Consider the following 21,054-nt stretch of genomic DNA (forward strand, 5'->3'; position numbering starts at 1 on the left):
CCCTCCACTGCAGGTACGTTATGGAAAACTATCTGATAAAAACCCAACATCTTGGGATACGCTTAATTAAAAAAGGTGATGACAAACATTTAAAACTTATAGAAAGAGATCCAGAGGTTAAAGAGTTTTTTCCTGAAGGTCTTTTAAGCGATAAAGACATCAAGGATTACATTAATGAATGCCTGGTTTCGTATAAAGAGAAACATTTACCCTGTTTTGTTATTTTTAAGTTATCTAATGATGAATTTGTAGGAGAATCCTATTTCAACGAGCTCGAAACTGGAGAAATAAAAGTAGGGTATCTCTTACATCAAAAATTTTGGCATAAAGGGTATGCTACAGAAATATTAAAAGCGCTTCTGCGCTGGGCAAGAGAGAACATAGAAACAGATTATATTATCGCCTATGCTGATAGGGAGAATACCGCTTCATTTCGGGTTATGCAAAAATGCGGCATGAAGTATTATAAAAAAGGGCATTATAAGGATATGGCGTGTTATTTTTACCGAATTCGTAATCAATAATCTAAACTTTGTCATTGCACACAGAAAAAAGTGATCACATTCCTCATTACTTTTTCACAAAGGTTAAGTTGTTCTATCGTTATAAATTCGTTAGGATTATGTGCTTGTTTAATATCACCAGGGCCACAAATCACTGTAGGGATATGCGCATTTTGGATTACTCCTGCTTCCGTTCCATAGGAAACTTTTAATCGTTCCTTTATTCCAGTCACTGCGCGAACTATCTTCGTGATGGATGAGTCCTCTAAGGCACGAAATCCAGGTGCATCAGAGGTTTCATCAAAATAAATCATTGCTTCGGAATAGGTTTTTCTCATCTCAGGCAGTAGCTCATTATTAATATAATTTTCAATTTGACTGCAAAAATTTACAATGGGAAATTGATTGATATAACGTACTTCAAGAATAAACTCACATACTCCAGGAATTACATTCGTTGCATTGCCACCACTGACAATATTGACAGTTATCGTACTGAATGGACAATCAAAATCATTATCAAATGGCCCATTTTCTTTTACATAATGAGCAATAGAATTAATATAAGAAATTAAACGACTCCCATACTCGATTGCATTACATCCTTCAAAAGCAAGAGAAGAATGAACTGCTTTTCCCTGTATCTGACAATGATAAAGTTTTCTGGATTTTCCACCTATTATTGGTCGCATGTTGGTAGGCTCACCAACAATACACCCCTCGGGTCGAATTTCATTTTTTTTTAAAAAATCAATTACATAAGGTATGCCAACACAACCTATTTCCTCATCGCACGTAAATGAAAAGTGAATCGGCTTCAATAGGTTTAACTTTTTAAACTCAGGAGCAAGAGCAAGAATAACTGCAAGAAATCCCTTCATATCACATGCGCCGCGACCATAAATTTTATTATCACATTCTTTGGCTACAAAAGGATCTGTATTCCATATTTGCCCCGCTACAGGAACCACATCAGTATGACCTGACAGAAGAATACCTCCTTCTGTTTGACCATTACGTGCAGGAATTGTTGCAAATAAATTAACTCTTGATTCTGTCGGTCCAGGTATAATTTGAGAATGAATATGATGTAATTTAAACCAGTCATCTATTGTTTCAATAAGTTCCAAATTCGCAGTGTTGGAAATCGAATTGAAGCTGATGAGATGAGCTAACCATTGTAAAATATCCATTGCAGTCCTTGCATGACCAATTAGTAATCACTTTGGACTACAAATTATATAGTGTCAAGACGCCTGGGCTCGCAATGATTCAAGTTTACTTAACACAGGCTCGATATATTTCGAAATAAGAGTGGATTAGAAGCGGGACATTAGCGTTAATCTAGAGCGAATTTATACGGGTAATATCTCAATAAATCCCAGCAGTATCTTTTATTTAGATTATAATTAACCCAAAGGATTTATTTCTCAAGGAGATTTTATGAGAAATCTTCGCTTCAAAAAATCTTCTGTTGGAACAATTGGCGTTGAATTAGAACTTCAACTTATTGACCCCAAATCTTTTTCATTAATTTCCAAAGCCAAAGATTTGATTCGAAATATTAAAACCAGCCCGAACCAACTAAGAATAAAACCTGAGATAACCCAAAGTATGATTGAAATTAATACTTCCATTCATCAGTCACCCCAAACAATGATACAGGAATTATTTGAATTAAAATCCTATTTGTTAGAAGAAGCTTCGAACCTTGGAATTGTAATTTGTGGTGGTGGAAGCCATCCTTTCCAAAGCTGGGCCATGCAGAAAATATTCCCTACGTTAAGATATAAAAATATTTCAAGAAGGTATCGTTTTTTATCCCAAATGGCTACCGAATTTGGTCAACACATCCATATAGGCTGCGGAAACTCAGAGAATTCACTTTATCTTACGCACGCACTTTCGCGATATGTTCCTCAATTAATTGCACTGTCAGCTTCCTCGCCTTTTTATCAAAGTGTGAATACCAGCTTTTGCTCGTCCCGCTCTATAATGTTTAATGCATTTCCACTAAGCGGTGTTATACCTTATTTAATCAATTGGAAAGAATTCTCAGAATATTTTTATAAAATGCGGCATTTGGGTATTGTCACCTCCATGAAAGATTTTTATTGGGACATTAGACCCAAACCCGAATATGGCACGGTTGAAATTAGGGTTTTTGATGCCCCCTTAACCATGAAAAAAGCTATTTTAATTACCGCTTATATTCAGTCTCTGGCCATTTACTTATTGGAGGAGCGGCCTACACAAGTAGGAAATGACTTATATTATCTCTACAACCAAAACCGATTTGAAGCATCCCGCTATGGGTTCGATGGTACTTTTATTAATCCATATACGATGAAGCGAGGTTTAATTATTGACGATATATTTGAAACGGTTGAGAAAATAAAAAAATATACGCGTCAATTAGGGAATACAGACTATGTGGCTCAGTTATTGGATGACGTAACAAATAATATTAATGATTCCTTTATATTATTACAAATATTGAAAAAAGTAGGTTCCTTACCTAAAGTTGTTGAAGAGCAATGCAGAATATGGTGCGAAGAAAGGAAATAACAAGAATATCATTACTGAGGATATATCAATGGATAACATGGTTATTGAATCGGATGAGAGCGAGTTAAATCTTAATAAACAGCTGACTCGTAGCATAGGTGACTTTCTGAACCCGCTGGAGCTGGAACTCCTGGTTAAATACGCTAAAACTTCTTCATTCACGGAAGGTGAAACCATTGTGCATCAAGGAGAAAGAGCAGACAGTGTCTATCTTATTCTTGAAGGTACAGTCCTTGTAACTGCACGAGTAATGAGCGAGAGTGTCACTAATATGGAAACGCTTCAGCCAGGTATTTTTTTTACAGCAAGCAGCTTTATTGAGGATGAACCTTGCTCTACCTCATTTATCGCATCCAGTACAGTTCTCTGCTTAGTCATACCTAGAAGTTACTTTGAATTACTTTCTGCTGATTTTCCGGAAACACGATATAAGCTGTTACAGGTTATTGCACAACAGATTTGTAACCGTTTAAAAACCGTACACGATATCATTACTTCTTTTATTTCTGATTCGGATATGACGAGCTTGTCATTTTTTGAAAGAATGATTTACTCATTAAATCAACCCAAGAAAATTATTTTTGAAGCAAGTACTATCGATAAGAGCGAGATAGAAAATCTACTTTTATATAAATCATTTACGCAAGATGAAATTGATACCCTACTCAAACAGTTTGTTATTCTGAATGCGCCAAAGAATTGTAAACTGGTAAATGAAGGAGATAACACTGCCTCATGCTACCTGGTTATTTATGGTGCGATTCAATCCTGCATCATACAAGACGGCAAACTCGCTAAATTATCGGTGATTGGTCCTGGAAGATTAATTGCCAGCATTGGTTGTGTTGAACATGATGTCCTATTTAATTTTACCTATGTGACCTGCGAACACACTATCTTATGCAAGCTTTCTGAATCAACCATACAACTGATTCAAAAAAATAATCCTCGACTTTGGTATAAGCTATTTAATTTAATTTTTGAATCGTTGGTAGCACTGAAAAAATCCATTTATAAACTGGATATAAGACTCCATATAGAGAACTATAATAGGTAACATGATATGTGCAGAATATTGACCTACCTTGGTAAACCGATTGTGGTTGAAGAACTGCTCTATAAGCCAGATAATTCATTTATCAAACAAAGTTATAATCCAAAATATATGTCCCATTTACTTAATCTGGCAGGGTTTGGTATGGCAGCTTGGGACCTTACCTCACATAACCCCCACTGTCCTTATCTATATAAAACAACGCAATTGCCTTTTTACGACGGCAATCTGTATAACCTTGCCTCTAAAATTTCGCCCTACTGCCTGCTCGCTCATCTACGCGGAGTTTCTTATCACGAACGGCAAATCATCTCGAACCAAAATGTGCATCCTTTCATTTTTTCGGGTTCGAATGTAGTGCTTGCTCATAATGGTTCGTTAAGCGATTTTGAAAAGATGCGTTATGATTTACTCGAATACATTGATCCTAAATATAAAAAACACATTCATGGAACTACGGACAGTGAATGGATTTATTCTATTTTTTTATCCCAGTTACCCAATGCCATGGGAAATTATCAGACTGAGGATATCATTAAGGCGATTATTGAAACTTTAAAAATACTTCATCGTATCCGTCAAAAACGAAATATAAAAATTAATTCACCGGTTAATCTATTTATAACGAATGGCGAGTTTATTGCTGCCACCCGATTTGTTCTGGATTATGGATGGCCAGAGCCCGATGACCCATCTCCTTCTGCCCACTCCGGCTATCATTCGTTATGGTATACCTATGGCGACAATTATGGGTTGTATGACAATGAATACAAAATGAAAGAAGGGACTAAAAAAAGCATTATTATCGCTTCCGAACCTTTGACTGAGGACACAACTACTTGGCTTGAAGTTCCCGAATACACTCTTGTTGTCGCAAGACAATCTGGAGACGAAATTAAAATAACCTCTCAAGATATTAATTTATAATTTCAGACCCTGCGACTTTGCTGAAAATTATACAAATCCTAGTTGCTTGCAACTGAATCTTCTACACCTCTCTGAAGAATCAGTTCAATTCTACTCCGACGACCCGTCCCACGACTTGTTCCTGAGAGTTCCTCACAAAATGGGAAACCGGAAAATACATATTCTATATCTACAGTCCTGCCTGAAAGATTGTCATCCCTGCGGAGGCAGGGATGACAATCTTTTTGACTTCGAGGGTGTCCCATTCCTAAGACTGGATGGATTCAAGTAACAAATGAATTCTACCAGGTTAAATTTTTGAGGATCTCTCGGGACTTGTTCGCGGGCTCCAGAAGATCTGTGCTAAAAATACTGGACCCCGCGGACAAACCCTGAACGATCGTCAGTTTTTTAAATTTATCATGTACCACTTAAGTTTCTCTACGTACTGCTTTAAATTTCTCTACGTACCGCGCTTTATCCCTGAGAGATGGTCACTTTTTGTGACCATCTCTCAGGGACATACCGCGGGGAGTAGGCAGAAATGTGGGACAGTTGCTTGTAACCAGGCGTTATAAATCCGATGCATTAGATGAGCAGCGGATTGGGAGTTCCAACTAAAGGAGTCTTATCAGTCACACTTGTTTGCCCCAAAGATGCAGGTTTAAAGAACCTCTCTCGGGACGGAGAATCCGATGGAGCGAGGGTCTTTAAGGTTTGAGCTTCTGCATTAATCAGCAAGTCAATTAATACATCATTTGCGCTTGCCTGTGGACGACGCAAAGCAGCAAATTTGGAAGATTCCCTTATTTTTTCATTTAGAGGTTTAATCTGGCTCTCGTAATTTTTTAGTACTTCTTCAAGATCAAATGTGTCGTTTAGAGCGGATGATTTTATTTTTATATAGTTACTCAGGCACAGATCTGAATCCAATTCCAGAAACACCCTGACATTAAATTTATTGCGTAGTTTTTCATTCAAAAAAATATCTGGACCAAAAATTATGATATCACCCTGCGCACTCTCTATAGCAGATAATAATAAATCGATAGAATTATAAGCGGAACTATCAATTAACGTAGCGTACTTTTTATTTAATAAAGAATAACATCGTTCACTGAACGCCTTGTAATCACTACCTATAGGTCCACAAACAGCCAATATTGTCATCGCAATCACCATGGTGAATAAAAAAACGGCAATTATACGGCTTTGCTAATCAATTTGAAACTGTTGAATCAACTTATAATCAATAACGGGTCATTTAAACCCTATATGAGAAAATGAGAAACAGGATTACCATAGCCTGATTGCTTGCAACCAGAATTCTATAAAATTTGAATCCTTAACCAATAGTCCTATAATAGAAACAAACCACCCACCCACTTTTAAAAATGATTACACTCATCACTGGTGCTTCAAGAGGAATTGGCCATGCGTTAGCGTTTGAGTTTGCACGCCACGGCCATGATCTAATTATAACCGCGCGAAATCAGAGTTTATTGGAAGATCTCGCTAGTCAAATCAAAGAAAAGTATTCAGTCCAGGTAAGTGTCATTGCATTGGATTTAAACGAACCGAAAGCAGCTGCTGACTTAGTCAATCAAATCGAGGCACTTAATATAGAAATCGATTGTTTAGTGAATAATGCAGGCATAGGTTACCTTGGTGATTTCATCTCTATGGATGCAGAGTATTTAAATGCATTGATGCAACTCAACATGGCGACATTGACGATGCTCACTTATTATTTTGCCAAAAAATTTGTTCACAAAGGCCAGGGTAAGATACTCCAGGTTGCTTCTACTGCTGGATTTCAACCAGGCCCTTTTATGGCAGTATATTACGCCTCCAAAAGTTACGTGGCTTCTTTTTCGGAAGCACTGGCTTATGAATTAAAAGGAACAGGAGTTACCCTTTCAATTCTCTGCCCAGGCCCTACGCAGTCCGATTTTTTTAAAGAAGCCGGAATGGAAAATAGCTTTTTAGCTAGAGGTTTTATTGGGATAAAATCTACTGAGCAAATCGCCACAGCTGCCTATCGCGGCTTTAAGAAAAACAAACTATTTATTATTCCTGGTATCATAAATAAAATACTTGCTTACTCTGCTAAATTTACGCCTGACGCACTAAGTATCAGAATTACCGCTTTTCTCCATAGACGCAATCAGGAAAATACCTGATAAACCTAATTTTTTCTTCGGGTCATGCCTAGTGGTGTACACTTTTCCAATCGGTTGATTTGCCCTCCAAAACCTCTGCCAAGATTTCGTTGCAGGCAGAGGTTTTTTGCATTTGTTCTTCAGTTTTCTAAACCAGAAAGAACACCAAAGCGTAGCCTGCGTTCATCAACTTTTAATGTTGTTCAAAATAATCGGGAGGTACGCCGTAGATGGAACAGAGCATGGGCTTATCTAATTTTTTTTCCCAGACAGGATTTTTAAGAATCTCCATTGCATTTTCATAACCTGTTTTCATACGATAATTAACTGCGGAGCGAACGAAGTTATAGTCTTTGAACGAATGAGTAAAATGAGAACCCCGATAAATGATATGCACCACACTGAAATATTTGCTATGACCCAATGCCAGTATTTTCTGAACATCAGGATCTTTCTTGTCTTCCGGACTTAATTTTTCGCCTAAAAACTGTATGGCCGCTTGCAAGTTTTGGCGTGCTGGTATACACATTAGTCAGTCGGCGTGAGTGACTGGCATAACGGATGTCTTTTTGCCTTTCTTCCAGTTCATCCATAGTTTGCGGCAGCCGTCCTTGCAGACTGAAACAATCCACCACAAAACAGAGAGTGTCCAATTCAGGTAAGGCATCGAGCACCGTCACAAGAGGCGTGTTCGCATAGATACCACCGTCCCAGTAATAATCATCACCAATTTTAACTGCCGGAAGACCAGGTGGAAGCGCCCCGCTTGCCATGACATGCTCGGGGGTAATGGTAATTTTTTGATTATTAAAAAACTCCATTTCTCCGGATACCACATTAACCGCACCCAAACATAGGGTGACTTTTTTATCATTAATGCGATCAAAATCAATTAAACGTTCCAATGTTGTTTTAAGAGCGGACGTATTATAATAGCTGAGTTTATCCGGTGTATCATAAGTTAACTGAGTCGGTGGAAAGGGACGGGGTTTAAAAAAGCCTTCCAGACCATTGAAGATCGTATGCATAGCACCCACGCGATTATGAAAATGATGCAATAAATTTGGAACTTCAGCCTCATAAAATACATCCGTCCATATTTGGGGCACAATAGTTTCCCAAAATGAGGTTAATTTTTCAATTTGCTTGTTTCTTGGATTTCCGGCAATAATCGCACTGTTAATAGATCCTATAGATACTCCCGCCAGAAAATTAGGATGGTATCCTTTTTCATGGATTGCACAAAATGCACCGACCTGATAAGCCCCCAAAGCACCGCCTCCTTGAAAGACACAGGCAATCCGGTCATAAGCTTGTTTGGTGTTGTTTAAAGGGGCTGCCGGTTTATTTATGCGGCATAAAGGGCTTTTATGATGTTTTGATGTTTTTTCTTTAATTTTCCTGCCCATGCTTATCACTCCTTACCGTCCTTGTTCTTTACAATTATAATCGATAGCTACAGAATTGTTACAAGAAAAACGATTCAAAAACAAAATCCGAAGACATTTAGAATTCTTGCATAACCTGTGAATTTTGCTTTAATGTAAGGGCGTAAACATTTCGAGGAGTGGAGTTTCCATGGAGTTAAACGATGCAGAAATGTTTTGTAGTAAGTGGCTGCCGTCATGGACCGGTGGAGTAGAAGCAGTGGAGCATCTGCTGTCTTTTTATAGTGAAGACACCTTTTATTTGGATCCAGTTATGAAAGACGGGATTCATGGAAAAGAAAGACTGTCTCAATACTTTAACAAACTCCTTGCAAAGAATCCTGACTGGAAATGGCACGCAGTAGAACTCATCCCCACATTAAAAGGTTTTACCTTAAAGTGGCAAGCAACATTTCCCAAAAATGATAGTGAACTGATTCTCTTTGGACTTGATATTGTTGAAATCGAAAACAACCTGATTAGCAGAAATGAAGTTTATTTTGACCGCACACACCTTCTTACATAATCAATACGCTATAACCTGGTGCTTGCAACCAGGGCCCCTCCCACTTCAATGATTCCCCGCTGCAATTTTCGTCAGTATGGTTTGTATTTATAGTATCCATAGGATCTGCTCTGCAAACCAGATAAGATATATGGTGCACATCAGATTAGAGGAATGACACAACAATTCTCTAATCGAATAATCATTTGAATGGAATTCAGATTAATTAAAAAAGGAGTTTGTTATGAAAATAAACTATTTTATAGGCGCTTTGTTTTTATCCCCCCTTCTTGCTTTTGCTTATTCTGACAACAGTGCAGAAGGTCTCATTTTTTCCCCCTTGCCGAAGAATAAAAATACCGTAATCAGGCATTATAGTAACGAACAGGAAATGCCTGATCTGAAGCAAATGCTCCACAGAACCGTTGATTTTCCAACTCAAATCGTTCGCGTCAGCGGTAATGTTGCAGGATTGAAGCTCAGTTGCGAAGAGGTGGGAGATAAAATCGATCAGGTATTTTCAAAAAAAATTTCTCCCAACCTGTTTACCTACAACACTTATGTCCATTGTGGCTATGATCAGGATAGCCCAGAACAATATGCGGTAAGTTTTTCGATTCAAAGTTATTTTGATCCATTAACAGATAAAGCCGTTGATTATTTAAAAGCCTATCTGCAAGAATACAATGGATACAATTTATTCAATGCTACAACATTACAGATTGAAAATGCCAAAGGAGTTATTATATCAATGAACCTTAATGCGGGTTTAAAAAGCAATCCTGATAAAACTCCATTTACGCTGTATCGCCAAGATCGAAACAATCTTTATTTCAAAAGTAATTTCGAGATGAGAAAGGAATTAATTGCCGATATTTATCAACGATTTTATTCTAATGATCCCGAGATGATTCTGCCCTTTTTAGACAAATGGATTTTCTCCTATGCAGGAGCAGTTTATTACTCTATTTTAAAGGCATCCAATTATCTGGAGTTGCAACCTGAACGAATATTTGTGATGGAAAATGAAGGGGATATTTTCGTATCCGATTTAAGATACTATTTCGCCAACCTGTGTATGAAGAGAAATCCCAATAAACATTGTTTGTAACTCACTAAAATCATTAAAGCAACAGTCTGGGTGCATGCAACTGTCTCACCTATCTGCCTACGCCCCGGCCCCACGACTTGTCCGCGGGGTCCAGTGTTTAGCATAGATCCCCTGGATCCCGCGCACAAGCCCTGAGAGATGGTCACAAAAAGTGACCATCTCTCAGACATAAAGCGCGGTACGTAGAGAAATTTAAAGCAGTACGTAGAGAAACTTAAGTGGTACATGATAAATTCAAAAAACTGACGATCGTTCAGGGTCTGTTTACCTGAGGTATCGTCATTTTTGAGAAACCTCCACTAAATTTTTTGCCTACCTACCGCGCTTAATTTCTTCGTCTACGTACCGCGCTTTATGCGCGGTATCCAGGGGATCTTGCTATAGAAATGCTCAGCGGCATCTTAAAATATCGTTCTGGATACCGCGCATAAAGCGCGGTACGTAGGAAAGCAGTACGTAGAGAAATTTAAGCGGTACGTAGAGAAACTTAAGTGGTACATGATAAATTTAAAAAACTGACGATCGTTCAGGGACAAGCCGCGGGAGATTGGAATAAAAGCTGGATTGGTTTTTTAAGCGATGCGTAGAAAATTTCGTTGCATGCAAGCAGAATTAATTACCACTTCGAACCCATGCGTAGGTAGGGCGTCGCCCAACATTATGCTACTTGCGCCCTTTGTGCTTTGTCAATGTCGGCCAACCGTTCCGTTCTTAGGGTTTCAAAAGCTGTTACAGAGGATGTGGTCATACCCAAAACCTGCATTGTTGTATTTTGGGCCTTGGCGAGAATATCATATCGACCATCTGCTTTATATCGATTAACAACATCATTTACATCTTTTGCTGTCTCAGCATTTTCTAAATCCTCATAGAAATCTTTGAGAATCGTACTTTTTAAAAAATCTCCCTGGCGTTGCTTATATCTTGATTTAAAGCTTTGATCTAAATTGTCACATGTAGCCACTGAAACAACCTCTCTATTTTCATTATTCGATGTTGCATAATGCTGATACCTGCCTTTCAATACTCCATTTTCCATTGCTTCAACTTGCGCAATAGGTAGCGTAAGATAAGCTTTTCCTGCCTTTCCATTCCTCTCCATTGCCCCATTCATATATTCGCTGTATAAGGCTTTAAAGTTATCAAGGTATCTTTGATTTTTAAATTCAATTTTAACTCCACCTTTTTCTATCAGTGGCTCTCTTTCAACTCCAGGAGCATGATGTTGGATAAAATGTTGAATAAATGCATTATGTTTTTTTTCTTCAACAAGAGTATGGATTGGTTTTTGGAGAAATGAGTGTTCCACAACATTCTCGTAAGCTTTAGGATTTAAATGTCGACTATTAAGCGGGGCTGTAGACATTGCTCCTATGTGTTCTTCACCAACATATCTACTCCCTTTTCCATTTTTCCAATATTCACCAACATCATAAATTCCAAGAACGACATCTGCATCACTTGGGTTATGGAAGGCGCAAGGTTTATCTTGTTGGGTTAATTCATGAGCAACAATTAAAACATCCCTATCCGTGCGCACTATATTTGTTGGCTTGTATTTATTTAAGACGGTATCAAATAAAGGAGCATTTTTAGGATCTCCTGGATTATAAATGATATTTAGTTGAGGGAATTCTTTAGCAATCTTCATTAATGATTTGAAATAGGTTTCGGGATCACCACCAAAAACGCCTAGGCCAGCTGCAGGCAATGCGATGTATTGTCGTCCCTCACTGACTGCAGCATGAAATAAGGTACGGTACATACTTTCGATATATTTTTCTTGTTCTTCTTTTGTTAAACTATTGCCGCTGCCGTATGCCAAATTTAGAGCTGGGGTAGAAAGCAAAAGTAACGCTGGATCATCAACATTAATTGTTCCAGTTCTTGGTCCTAAGATTGCTTTACCATCTGAAGTTAGGATTGGTGTAGCTAATAAATCAATCTCTTGCACATGGCACACCCCCACAGCCATATTTTGTAAATGCACCCCTGTTTTGGGTGATTCCTCTTTTGTTTGTTCTTTTAGTGTTCCTGGAGTTACGATTTCCTTAAAATGTCCTTTAGGGAAGATATCTGTATTGACATAGGTCTTGGCACTTTTTCGTAAACGATCAATACGGGCGCCAGAGATCACTAAGCTAGCTTGTGATTCTGGATCAAAACTTTTGACGGTAACATCTTGATTACCTTGCTCTGGGAGAGGTTTTCCATCGGCTTTTTTAGACAATGGTGCAATTTCATTTTTAACCCCTAATCCATGTAGAAATTGTTGTGCAGGTTTACTTGTAAAGGGGATGTTTTCTCCAGATCCTGCTGTGGTTTGATACTTTGAAAATTTACCAGTTTGAGACTCCACTGATTTTAATACTTCAGTTAGAGGAGATGAGGTAGATTGGGGTGCCATTGTGCCTAATGGCTGGGGGATAGACGGAGACGGATGAACCACTGTACTTGGTTGTGGAACACTTGGTGGGTCCATTGGAGATTGTGGAACATTTATGCTTGGTTGTCCAACTGTAGCCTGATGCCCAGGGCGATCTGAGATAAAATCTTCAAGGTTGGCGTATGTAGAACTTTTTTTGTATCCTTCTTGGTCGGCAAAAACATCGAACCACAGACGCCTAACTTCTACAGGATATTTCTGTTTGCTAAAGTGTTCCTCAAGCCTACCTCTGATTCCTTCCTTATATACAGAATTGCCCAGCGCTCCCATTTCCTGAAATAAGAAAGCCCATGCCTCCTCAGCGTATATCATACCCGATGCAGTTTTTTGTTGGCCTGAAGCCATCCATCCACCACTTACTTGCGCATTAATCTGCCTTCCATCGATTAATTGACCCGTTTCAAGAGCCTCACATATTGTCTTAAGCGACTCTTCAAGCCTTGATGATCTACCACTAAAAATGCCAGCACTAATTAAACTTCTCGTCGTTTCAATGAACTCCGCTCGCGATAATTTTGGAGGCTCTCTTGGAAAAAGAGCAGCATCAATACTTTTTATAGCCTCAGGCTTTACCAGAACAATCGGTATAGCGTTGCCTTGTATGTCTCTCTTTGTAGCTGTTAGATCTCTTGTAACCGCTGAAGGAGAAACGTTCTTTATCCTCTCGTAAAAAGCGTCTCGCTCTTGTAGCGTACGAAATTCAAATTGAATAGTCTCCAGCGGTTGCCTGGCATTATGCGATGGATCATGTGGATTAAAGTTTTTAACTCTGAACTCGACATGTGACGCCCCCAATTCTGAAGCAATCACTTTTGATTTTTGTACTGTATCACTTTTTTCAGCTTTAGCGGCAGCAATGTACTCCCTTATCTCTTGTCGAAAATTAACTATGTTTGTTTTTAGCTTATCAAGATTCACCCCAGGAAAATCGTTTTCTATATTTGCCTTATTAGTATCCCCAAAATATGTGTTTATAAATCTATCATCAAAAAAATCTACAAGAGCGGGCACAGCTTTTTGAGGATCGCTATTTGCCTTTCCCATACTACTTATACCTGTCATATAGCTAGTAGGTTCAAAAGCTTTTCCATTTGCTATGCAATCTAATGCTTTTAGCAATTCGGGAATAAATTGACTATCACTTCTTAATCCTAGAGAAGTACCACGTGTAATTTTTTGTAAATTTTCTAAATCCTTTCCATATTTTCTCAGCAACTCCGCAGCTACTTGTTGGGAAAGCATTTTAAACACCTTAATACTTTGTTAGCCATAGTAAAGTATAGTATATGGTGTCTCTTTTGTTCATAAAATGCACATTTCAAGCAAATCCTGGTTGCAGCGCAACCAGACTGCAGACTATGGGTTGTTAAGTTTTTCAGTCAGACTTCCTATATCCCTTTCAGGCTCTTTTTCCTTTTGTTTTTTGAAGAAATTATTTAACCCGCCAATGAATGTATTACCGGCAGAAAATAGTTTATCGAGTAAACTAAAATCCATTTCCATTTCATAACATCTTAGGAGGTTGATATCATTAAAATCATTCACAATCATTTGCGAGAAACACAAAAGCATGTAATTGAGAACCGCCTCATCCTGTTCTTTATGCCCCATCTTTTTAAACTCAATATCATTCTCTAATTTTTTCCAGGTGTAAAAATTAATACTACGCCCATGATTGGGATCATAAAAATAAGCGGTTTTTCTCTTTGGATCATAACGCAAATAAATTGCATGCCCCCATGATTCATGCTCTGTATCTTCGGTTCTATCTTTTTTTATTGAGTGGTGCCCAATGGATAGTTTTACAATTCCATAATTTTTTAATTTTGACATCTGTTGCCGAGTAACTGCTTGAAACAGAACTTGATAAATGGCGTCCGAACTCAATGCGGGTTCATCTGCAAAATACAACGCTTCATCTAGTTTTTGAATTTTCTTAAGATGAAGCCGTTTTAGCACTGCCTGGGATAAGCCATTGTTCGTTTCATCTCCTAAGCGTACTTGATACAAAGCTTGATTGAAGCGATCTTGCGGCGAGATTTTCACTTCCGCTTTCCATTGAGAATCGGAGAGGACTTGATTTCTACCTAAACTGGTCATTTCTCGGGTAATTAACCTATAAGTATTTGCTTGACACGCTCCATCTCCCAAGACCTCATCACTGCCCCCAATAAATCCTTGAATGTTTTCATACTGAATGGGATCGCCCCACTGATTAAAAAATTCGATCTCCTTTTTAACATCACCTAACAACTGTGCATGCATTTTACTTCCAGACTGTTTACTGAGAGGTGAAATAAGCTCTTTTATTGTATCATACTGATCGGTTAATCCGGCCAGACTCTCTTTGTTGTCTTTAATTTTTTGATCGATAAAACGACTAAGAGAGCGCAACAATTTACTTTTTGATCGCTTCAAAGCACTGTCAATGTGTTGAGGAATATTTTCATTAGAGTCACTCAGTTCCTTTTTGCATTTCTCATATTCTTGCTCTAACAAAAGAGTTGCTGTTGCAATAAGTTCTTGTCTTGCTTGGGTCACTACGTGAATCAGAGGGGCTAAAGAAGGCTCACCACCGGCAGCAATAATTTTTTCCTTCAAAGCCATCAGTTCGATCTGATCTTGCAACTCTTTTAATGTAGGGATCTCATTTTCTGCCTGGCCATTGAGCACTGCGTTTTGTATCACATGCTTGATTTTTTGCTGGACAAGCTCTTTATTCATTTTAATTTTGCTAGAGTCTAGGGCAAGGGCGGAGAAAACAGCGGCTTCATGAGGATTCTGGAGGAATTTTTCGGGGTGGGTAATTTGCTGGTGTACGAATGCTTTCTTTAACACAAGAGAAAAGTCCTGCAAATATTCTTTCGGTAGCCGAGTCAGTGCCTGCTTTAGCTTAGGAAACATTTTAATCACTACTTCTTCTTGAGCCGTGACCTCACCTCGTTCAAGTTTTACCCTTAATTTGGACATTTCCTCATCGTATTCCTGTTTTGTCATTTTCCCTTGCGCATATGCGACAATTCGAAGTTTATCAGACTCCGTCATCATGCGCGCACTATCGCGAATATCGGTTCCAATCACATCCCAATTGCCAATCATTTTTTCAGCTATTTCCTTATTTGTAATCCGCTCCAAACGATCATAAAGATCGATAAGCGCTGCACGATTACATGCCGAGCGAACACTCACCACAAACTGGTCCAATGCCTCAACATTCTTAGTATGATCTAGTGAGGTAGGCTTATCAGGCATATGCTCGATCACATGCTGAATATCACGAACGATCACAGGAGCTAACGTGGCGACATCATCAACCCGTTCGTGCTGCAGCACCTGGCTTACGATTTGTATAGGGTTTGTATTTACCAATGAAAGTGAGGCGATAACATCGTCTTCGTCTGCAATTTTTTTCAATTGCTCCGTAAGTATTTGCATAAACTCTTCATTAGTTGCTTGTTTGGAGCTCAATAAAGATTGGACTCGCTCCATTGCAACATCAAAGCCGGCTGGTGAACCGTGCCACTCGTTCCTCTTTTCTTCAATCATTCTTTTTCGTTGGTGTCCGGCAAGAACTATTTTTTCCATAAACTCATTTATCTCAGAAATTGAGCGTAATGGCGGGGTATTGTCATCAAGACGCCTTGGGGTAGGCCAGTATGTTTTATACACCTCTTCGAAGGGTAGGTTAGAGTCATATTCGGCACATTTTTTTTTCAACTCATCAAGGATAGAACAATTTATATGAACAATTATTTCATTAATTAACCTTTGATGCATGTGTTGCCAATGTTCAAAATTATTCGCATAAACAGTAAGTTGGATGTCATCTGGAATTAACTCTTTTTCATGGAGGCTCTTTGCAATAACAGAAACATTAAAAACATCGAATTTATTGGGGCTACTACCCGGGTTAAAGATGTGCCAAAAGTTAACCAAGTATGTATTAAGGTTTGCTTTCATTAAATAGAGGGCATCTAAAGCGAATAATTCTTGCTTCAATTGCTCCAGATTCAAGGCCAGTTGCATTTTATATTCATTTAAACTGGGAAGGGTCTCTTGATTCTGAGCATAAAAATGCTGCGCGGTTTTCTGAAAGAGCCACGTTCTTAGAACTTCGATGTTAAATGCTCTTAGTTGTTCTTCAGTTACATCATGTGGCCAATCACCATTCTTTTTCCAATATGCACTGGTATTAAAATACTCACATAATTGTCTCAGAGAAATCACATCTTCTAATTCTTCCAGTGCAGCGGGAACTGCACTCATCATCCATGCCATTTTATCGTCACATTGAACTTTTATTTTCTTTACATACTCAGCGAAGCGTTTCTGTTCAACGGTATAATCGTCCTCGTCTGAGGTCACTATAGGATATGTCTCTTGGGATGGAGGTAGAGGAGGACTCAAACTTAAATCAGCATGAGTTGGAAAATCATAATAAAAAACATATTGTCCATCGAAAATAGATCGCATAATAATCTCAACAAAATATAAACACTTTGCGCATTATATACCAAGCACTTTATTATGCCATGCGCAATGCACTAATTTTTTAAAATATGTATAAAAGTTACTTAGTTTATCTCAGAACCCGATCAAAGTATAAAGAGTAGATACACCTCGCCCCCACGACTTGCTCGTAGGAATCCAGTGTTTTAGGGAACAGATTCTGGATCCCGCGGACAAGCCCTGATAGATGGTCACAATAAGTGACCATCTATCAGGCATAAAGCGCGGTACGTAGAGAAATTTAAAGCAGTACGTAGAGAAACTTAAGTGGTACATGATAAATTTAAAAACTGACGATCGTTCAGGGTCTGTTTACCTGCGGTATCGTCAGTTTTGAGAAACCTCCACTAAATTTTTCGCCTACCTACCGCGCTTAATTTCTCGTCTACGTACCGCGCTTTATGCGCGGTATCCAGGGGATCTTGCTATAGAAATGCTCAGCGGCATCTTAAAATATCGTTCTGGATACCGCGCATAAAGCGCGGTACGTAGGAAGCAGTACGTAGAGAAATTTAAGCGGTACGTAGAGAAACTTAAGTGGTACATGATAAATTTAAAAAACTGAAAAATAAACAAGCAAAATAACAGATAAAAAATAATCTGATTTCTTTTCCTGAAAAACTACTCATTCATTAAAATCATAAGATAGGTTGGATCGTTTTGACCTGAGGTATCGTCACTTTTTTATAAGAGCCTCCAATAATTTTTTCGCCTACGTACCGCGCTTTATGCGCGGTATCTAGGGGACTTTGCTTTAGAGAAACTCAGCAGTATCTCAAACGATCGTCTGGATACCGCGCATAAAGCGCGGTACGTAGAGAAATTTTAAATGAAAAACTGACGATACCTCAGATCGTTTTGACCCAACATTAAGAGTTTGTTATGAATTCTTTATATTGATCTTCGTTAAAACCCATTGCGATTGTTTTGCCGTTTTTTACCAAAATAGGCCTCTTGATGAGTGAAGTATTTGCGATAATAAAATCTATTTTTTCCGACGGGGTCAACGATTCATAATGGTCTTTATATTTTCGGTACGTCGTTCCTTTTTTGTTGATAGGAAGCTCACCTAAATAATCACTCCATGCTTTTATGTGTTCTTTTGTTGGTGGGGATTTTTTGAAATCGATAAACTCATAATTAATTCTATTTTTCTCTAAGAAGGTACGCGCTTTTTTTACGGTATCACAATTGGGGATTGCAAACATTGAAATCATTTTTGTTTCCAAAGGACTCGGTTGTTCTACATCGCTACATTTTATAATGTTGCACTAATTTCTTCTAGAAAATATTGAGTCACACCGAAATGATTGTTTGGCACGAATCAATTCTCGCTAGATTCCTCCTTTTTCTAGATTTGTAGCTTTCCTAATGATGCTGATCAAAAGGATTAGGACTAACAGGTTTCTCTTCAGGATTCGATGTATCAACCGCTGGCCGTTTACTTAGATACTCTTCAGACTTAAAAAAAGCGAAAGGATCAGAACTTGTTTTTGCCGGTTTATTTTGTTCATATTGCTCCAGTAAATTACTTATTTCAGTATGACCCAACACAGTTGCCAGTTCATGCAGTGTTACAGAAACCGCTGAGGAATCATTGGGTTGACCCAAGGCAATTTTTTTCTTAATTAATTCATCCATGACGTGTTCATCTACCTGAGCATCACGAGCAAATTTATACAAAGAATCAACTTGAACATCCAATGACAAAGTTATTTTGATTGGGCATGCAAGCAATTCTTTTAAAACATCGATGTGGTTATAGCACACAGCAGTTAACATCGGCGTATTCCCTTTTTCATCTGCTACGAGCTCAGGATTAACGCCCTCTTTTATAAGATTTTTAACCATGACGGGATCATTATCTGATGCAGCAAGGAGAAGCAAATTTGAGCCTGCCAGTTTGGCTTTTTGTGCATCGATTTTATGGATTTCTTGAAATTCAGGTTGCTTTTCCCATGCAGTCATACGGGTTTTAAAGTCTTCCTCATTCGCTTTATTACAATAAACACTGGTTGCAAAGGCACACTGACTGCCGGTCGAAAATGCATTAAAAACTCTCTGGGATATTTCTTGCACATTATTCCCCGGGATACGTTCAGGTTCACGACCACTATTAACAAATTGCCATTGATCCACCGCCGGATCATATCCAACTGTAATGGCATGATCAGCACTACCAAGAATAAAGACAATAGGTTTTTTGCTTCCCTGCAATTCATTTTTAAGCGTAGAGAAATATTTAAATAACTCATCAGAATTATAGGCACCGATGAAAGTGCTTATTCTGCTGATGCCTCCACTTTGCTCAAGTTTTTTGGAAAGAACAAGAGGAGCACTGAGTAGCGTATCTTGCTTTAGTTGCGTTGCTTTTTCAAATAGAGGACGGTGCAACCCAGGTCGCTGATATATTTCCACTCCTTCAAAAAATGCCAGATAATCACCTTCTGGGTTGGTAAGCTCTATATTAAGTTTTTCTAATTCATTCCTACAGTTTTCTAATTGTTGGTCTAAAAAAATAGCGTATAAAAATTCATTTTCTTTGTTGGTGAGCTCCCCTTTTAATTTAGCGAAATCAATCTTTTCTACTTGAAGTAAATGAACCCTCCATTCTTTCCTCATTTCGCGAAGTTTGTCTTCAAGGTTTAAAGTGGTGATTAACGATTTTTTTGCATCATCTTGTAATTGCTTCGTAGGATTTACCTGTTCTTCTTTCACCATATCGATAACCTGGCGAATACCTACACGTTCACTGTAAATCTCGATAAGATCTAGAAAACGGGTTTCAAATAGATCGAATTCTTCGGCGAGAATGGCTTGCATACCCATATTGGCAACGCCAAAACACATTCCTCCTGGATCAGGGTGATATCCTGTTTCTGTCATTAACTCAATGAGCCAATCTTTATTCTCTTCATCTCTCTCTTGCGGCATAGCTGCCTCCGTTATTTACTCGTGGCACATCTGCCTACTTTTTTATTATAGTTGAATAAAAGAGGATGATCGGTATCGTTGTTTTTAAACCCGATATTTACCCAGGTTGAGCTTTAACAGTTAGGAACCAATCAGGCTGGTTTGCTTATGATTTATCTTTTTTGAGTATTTCCATTAAAATAGACTTGCCCTCTGGCGTGTCTATGATACCTATTTCATGAAATCCCGCTTTTTCATAACAACGCTTTGCGCGTAAATTATTTGGATCCGCTTCAGTAATAATTTTCTTAATAAGCGGGTTTTGAAATAAAAATTGAATGAATTCTTTCATCATTAAAGTGCCGAAGCCTTTATTGATATAATGTTCCTCGCCAATAAATTGATCTAAACCTACTGTATTTGCATCTTCATTCGGCCACCATCCCTCTCCTACTTTACTCGCCCAATAATATTGAATAAATGCAATCGGCGTGTTTTTCAAATAAGCAATATAAGGACAAACAACATCATCATCGAGGCGCGTTCCATATTTCTCTTTAATTTGCTCTGGTGTAAGGTGATCATTCCACCATTCCAGAATATGTGGTTTTTTAAACCATCTGCATAATAGATCGAGATCGGAAGGAGTAAGTGGTTTAAATAGAATTTTTCCAGTCATTTTTTCCTCGTAGATACAAGCCTGGTTGCTCGCAATCAGGGTTTTCTATTGAATCCCTATGTGTTCCAAACCGCAGGGAGGCGGAACTTTGACTTAACGTTTATACCTTTATTAGTTAAGAATTTTTTCCAATAATAATCCCTAACATAATTACACATTTTTCTCATCGGCACATAGCAGTGTTTCATTGTTTCGGGTAAATCCAGCTTGCAAGCACCTGATACTTTGCAGGTATTAAGGACAAGGGGATATGAAGGACTAACAAAGGATG

The 21,054-nt window shown here is 38.3% G+C and carries 16 protein-coding genes; 7 read left to right on the plus strand and 9 right to left on the minus strand.

The annotated features are described in order from the left end of the window. Positions 1-20 precede the first annotated feature (20 nt). On the plus strand, positions 21-524 hold the full coding sequence (locus LXO92_RS00955; RefSeq protein WP_182350886.1) for a GNAT family N-acetyltransferase: 504 nt from the start codon (positions 21-23) through the stop codon (positions 522-524). A gap of 11 nt (positions 525-535) precedes the next feature. Here the strand turns inward: LXO92_RS00955 and argE are convergent, their stop codons facing one another. Next, on the minus strand, positions 536-1,696 hold the full coding sequence (gene argE, locus LXO92_RS00960; protein WP_182350887.1) for an acetylornithine deacetylase: 1,161 nt from the start codon (positions 1,694-1,696) through the stop codon (positions 536-538). 250 nt (positions 1,697-1,946) lie between these two features. On the opposite strand from argE, the gene LXO92_RS00965 reads away from it, so the two are divergent. The 3 genes from LXO92_RS00965 to LXO92_RS00975 are packed head-to-tail and all read left to right on the plus strand — an operon-like array spanning position 1,947 to position 5,052. Next, entirely contained in the window at positions 1,947-3,071 is a 1,125-nt protein-coding gene (locus tag LXO92_RS00965) for a YbdK family carboxylate-amine ligase (protein WP_182350888.1), read from the plus strand. A 28-nt stretch (positions 3,072-3,099) separates the two neighbouring features. Then, positions 3,100-4,128 carry a cyclic nucleotide-binding domain-containing protein gene (locus LXO92_RS00970; RefSeq protein ID WP_182350889.1) on the plus strand — a complete coding sequence of 343 codons (1,029 nt, stop codon included), beginning with the start codon at positions 3,100-3,102 and terminating at the stop codon, positions 4,126-4,128. Positions 4,129-4,134: 6 nt separating this feature from the next. Beyond that, positions 4,135-5,052, plus strand: coding sequence for a class II glutamine amidotransferase (locus LXO92_RS00975; RefSeq protein WP_182350890.1), 918 nt, complete (start codon positions 4,135-4,137; stop codon positions 5,050-5,052). 567 nt (positions 5,053-5,619) lie between these two features. Here LXO92_RS00975 and LXO92_RS00980 read toward each other — a convergent pair. Beyond that, the gene (locus LXO92_RS00980) at positions 5,620-6,201 is read right to left on the minus strand and encodes a nucleoside/nucleotide kinase family protein (RefSeq protein ID WP_182350891.1); all 582 of its coding nucleotides are present in this window, start codon (positions 6,199-6,201) and stop codon (positions 5,620-5,622) included. Positions 6,202-6,425: 224 nt separating this feature from the next. Between LXO92_RS00980 and LXO92_RS00985 the strand changes: the two genes are divergently transcribed. After that, on the plus strand, positions 6,426-7,214 hold the full coding sequence (locus LXO92_RS00985) for an SDR family NAD(P)-dependent oxidoreductase (RefSeq protein WP_182350892.1): 789 nt from the start codon (positions 6,426-6,428) through the stop codon (positions 7,212-7,214). A gap of 172 nt (positions 7,215-7,386) precedes the next feature. Here the strand turns inward: LXO92_RS00985 and LXO92_RS00990 are convergent, their stop codons facing one another. Together LXO92_RS00990 and LXO92_RS00995 are read right to left on the minus strand one after the other, a co-directional pair. Next, positions 7,387-7,722, minus strand: coding sequence for a DUF3734 domain-containing protein (locus tag LXO92_RS00990; RefSeq protein ID WP_232890172.1), 336 nt, complete (start codon positions 7,720-7,722; stop codon positions 7,387-7,389). After that, complete coding sequence (locus LXO92_RS00995; protein WP_232890177.1) at positions 7,637-8,602, minus strand: patatin-like phospholipase family protein; 966 nt, start codon at positions 8,600-8,602, stop codon at positions 7,637-7,639. The genes LXO92_RS00990 and LXO92_RS00995 overlap by 86 nt, the downstream gene beginning before the upstream one ends. 169 nt (positions 8,603-8,771) lie before the next feature. Here LXO92_RS00995 and LXO92_RS01000 point away from each other — a divergent pair, with 169 nt between their 5' ends. Together LXO92_RS01000 and LXO92_RS01005 are read left to right on the plus strand one after the other, a co-directional pair. Beyond that, positions 8,772-9,146, plus strand: coding sequence for a nuclear transport factor 2 family protein (locus tag LXO92_RS01000; RefSeq protein ID WP_182350894.1), 375 nt, complete (start codon positions 8,772-8,774; stop codon positions 9,144-9,146). A gap of 223 nt (positions 9,147-9,369) precedes the next feature. Further along, complete coding sequence (locus LXO92_RS01005; RefSeq protein WP_182350895.1) at positions 9,370-10,236, plus strand: Lpg0189 family type II secretion system effector; 867 nt, start codon at positions 9,370-9,372, stop codon at positions 10,234-10,236. Between the two features lie 658 nt (positions 10,237-10,894). Here the strand turns inward: LXO92_RS01005 and LXO92_RS01010 are convergent. The 5 genes from LXO92_RS01010 to LXO92_RS01030 all read right to left on the minus strand — a co-directional run bounded on the left by LXO92_RS01010 (position 10,895) and on the right by LXO92_RS01030 (position 20,783). Continuing rightward, entirely contained in the window at positions 10,895-13,924 is a 3,030-nt protein-coding gene (locus tag LXO92_RS01010) for a hypothetical protein (RefSeq protein ID WP_232890180.1), read from the minus strand. A gap of 114 nt (positions 13,925-14,038) precedes the next feature. Continuing rightward, positions 14,039-17,155: a hypothetical protein gene (locus tag LXO92_RS01015; protein ID WP_232890182.1), complete on the minus strand. Its 3,117-nt coding sequence runs from the start codon at positions 17,153-17,155 to the stop codon at positions 14,039-14,041. 905 nt (positions 17,156-18,060) lie between these two features. After that, positions 18,061-18,408: an arsenate reductase family protein gene (locus LXO92_RS01020; protein ID WP_232890183.1), complete on the minus strand. Its 348-nt coding sequence runs from the start codon at positions 18,406-18,408 to the stop codon at positions 18,061-18,063. Between the two features lie 151 nt (positions 18,409-18,559). Next, positions 18,560-20,125 (minus strand): ankyrin repeat domain-containing protein, encoded by a 1,566-nt coding sequence (locus LXO92_RS01025; protein ID WP_232890184.1) that lies wholly within the window; start codon positions 20,123-20,125, stop codon positions 18,560-18,562. 145 nt (positions 20,126-20,270) lie between these two features. Next, positions 20,271-20,783 (minus strand): GNAT family N-acetyltransferase, encoded by a 513-nt coding sequence (locus tag LXO92_RS01030; RefSeq protein ID WP_232890186.1) that lies wholly within the window; start codon positions 20,781-20,783, stop codon positions 20,271-20,273. Positions 20,784-21,054 lie beyond the last annotated feature (271 nt).

Origin of the sequence: Legionella resiliens (assembly GCF_021344005.1) — a bacterium.
Lineage (GTDB): Bacteria > Pseudomonadota > Gammaproteobacteria > Legionellales > Legionellaceae > Legionella > Legionella resiliens.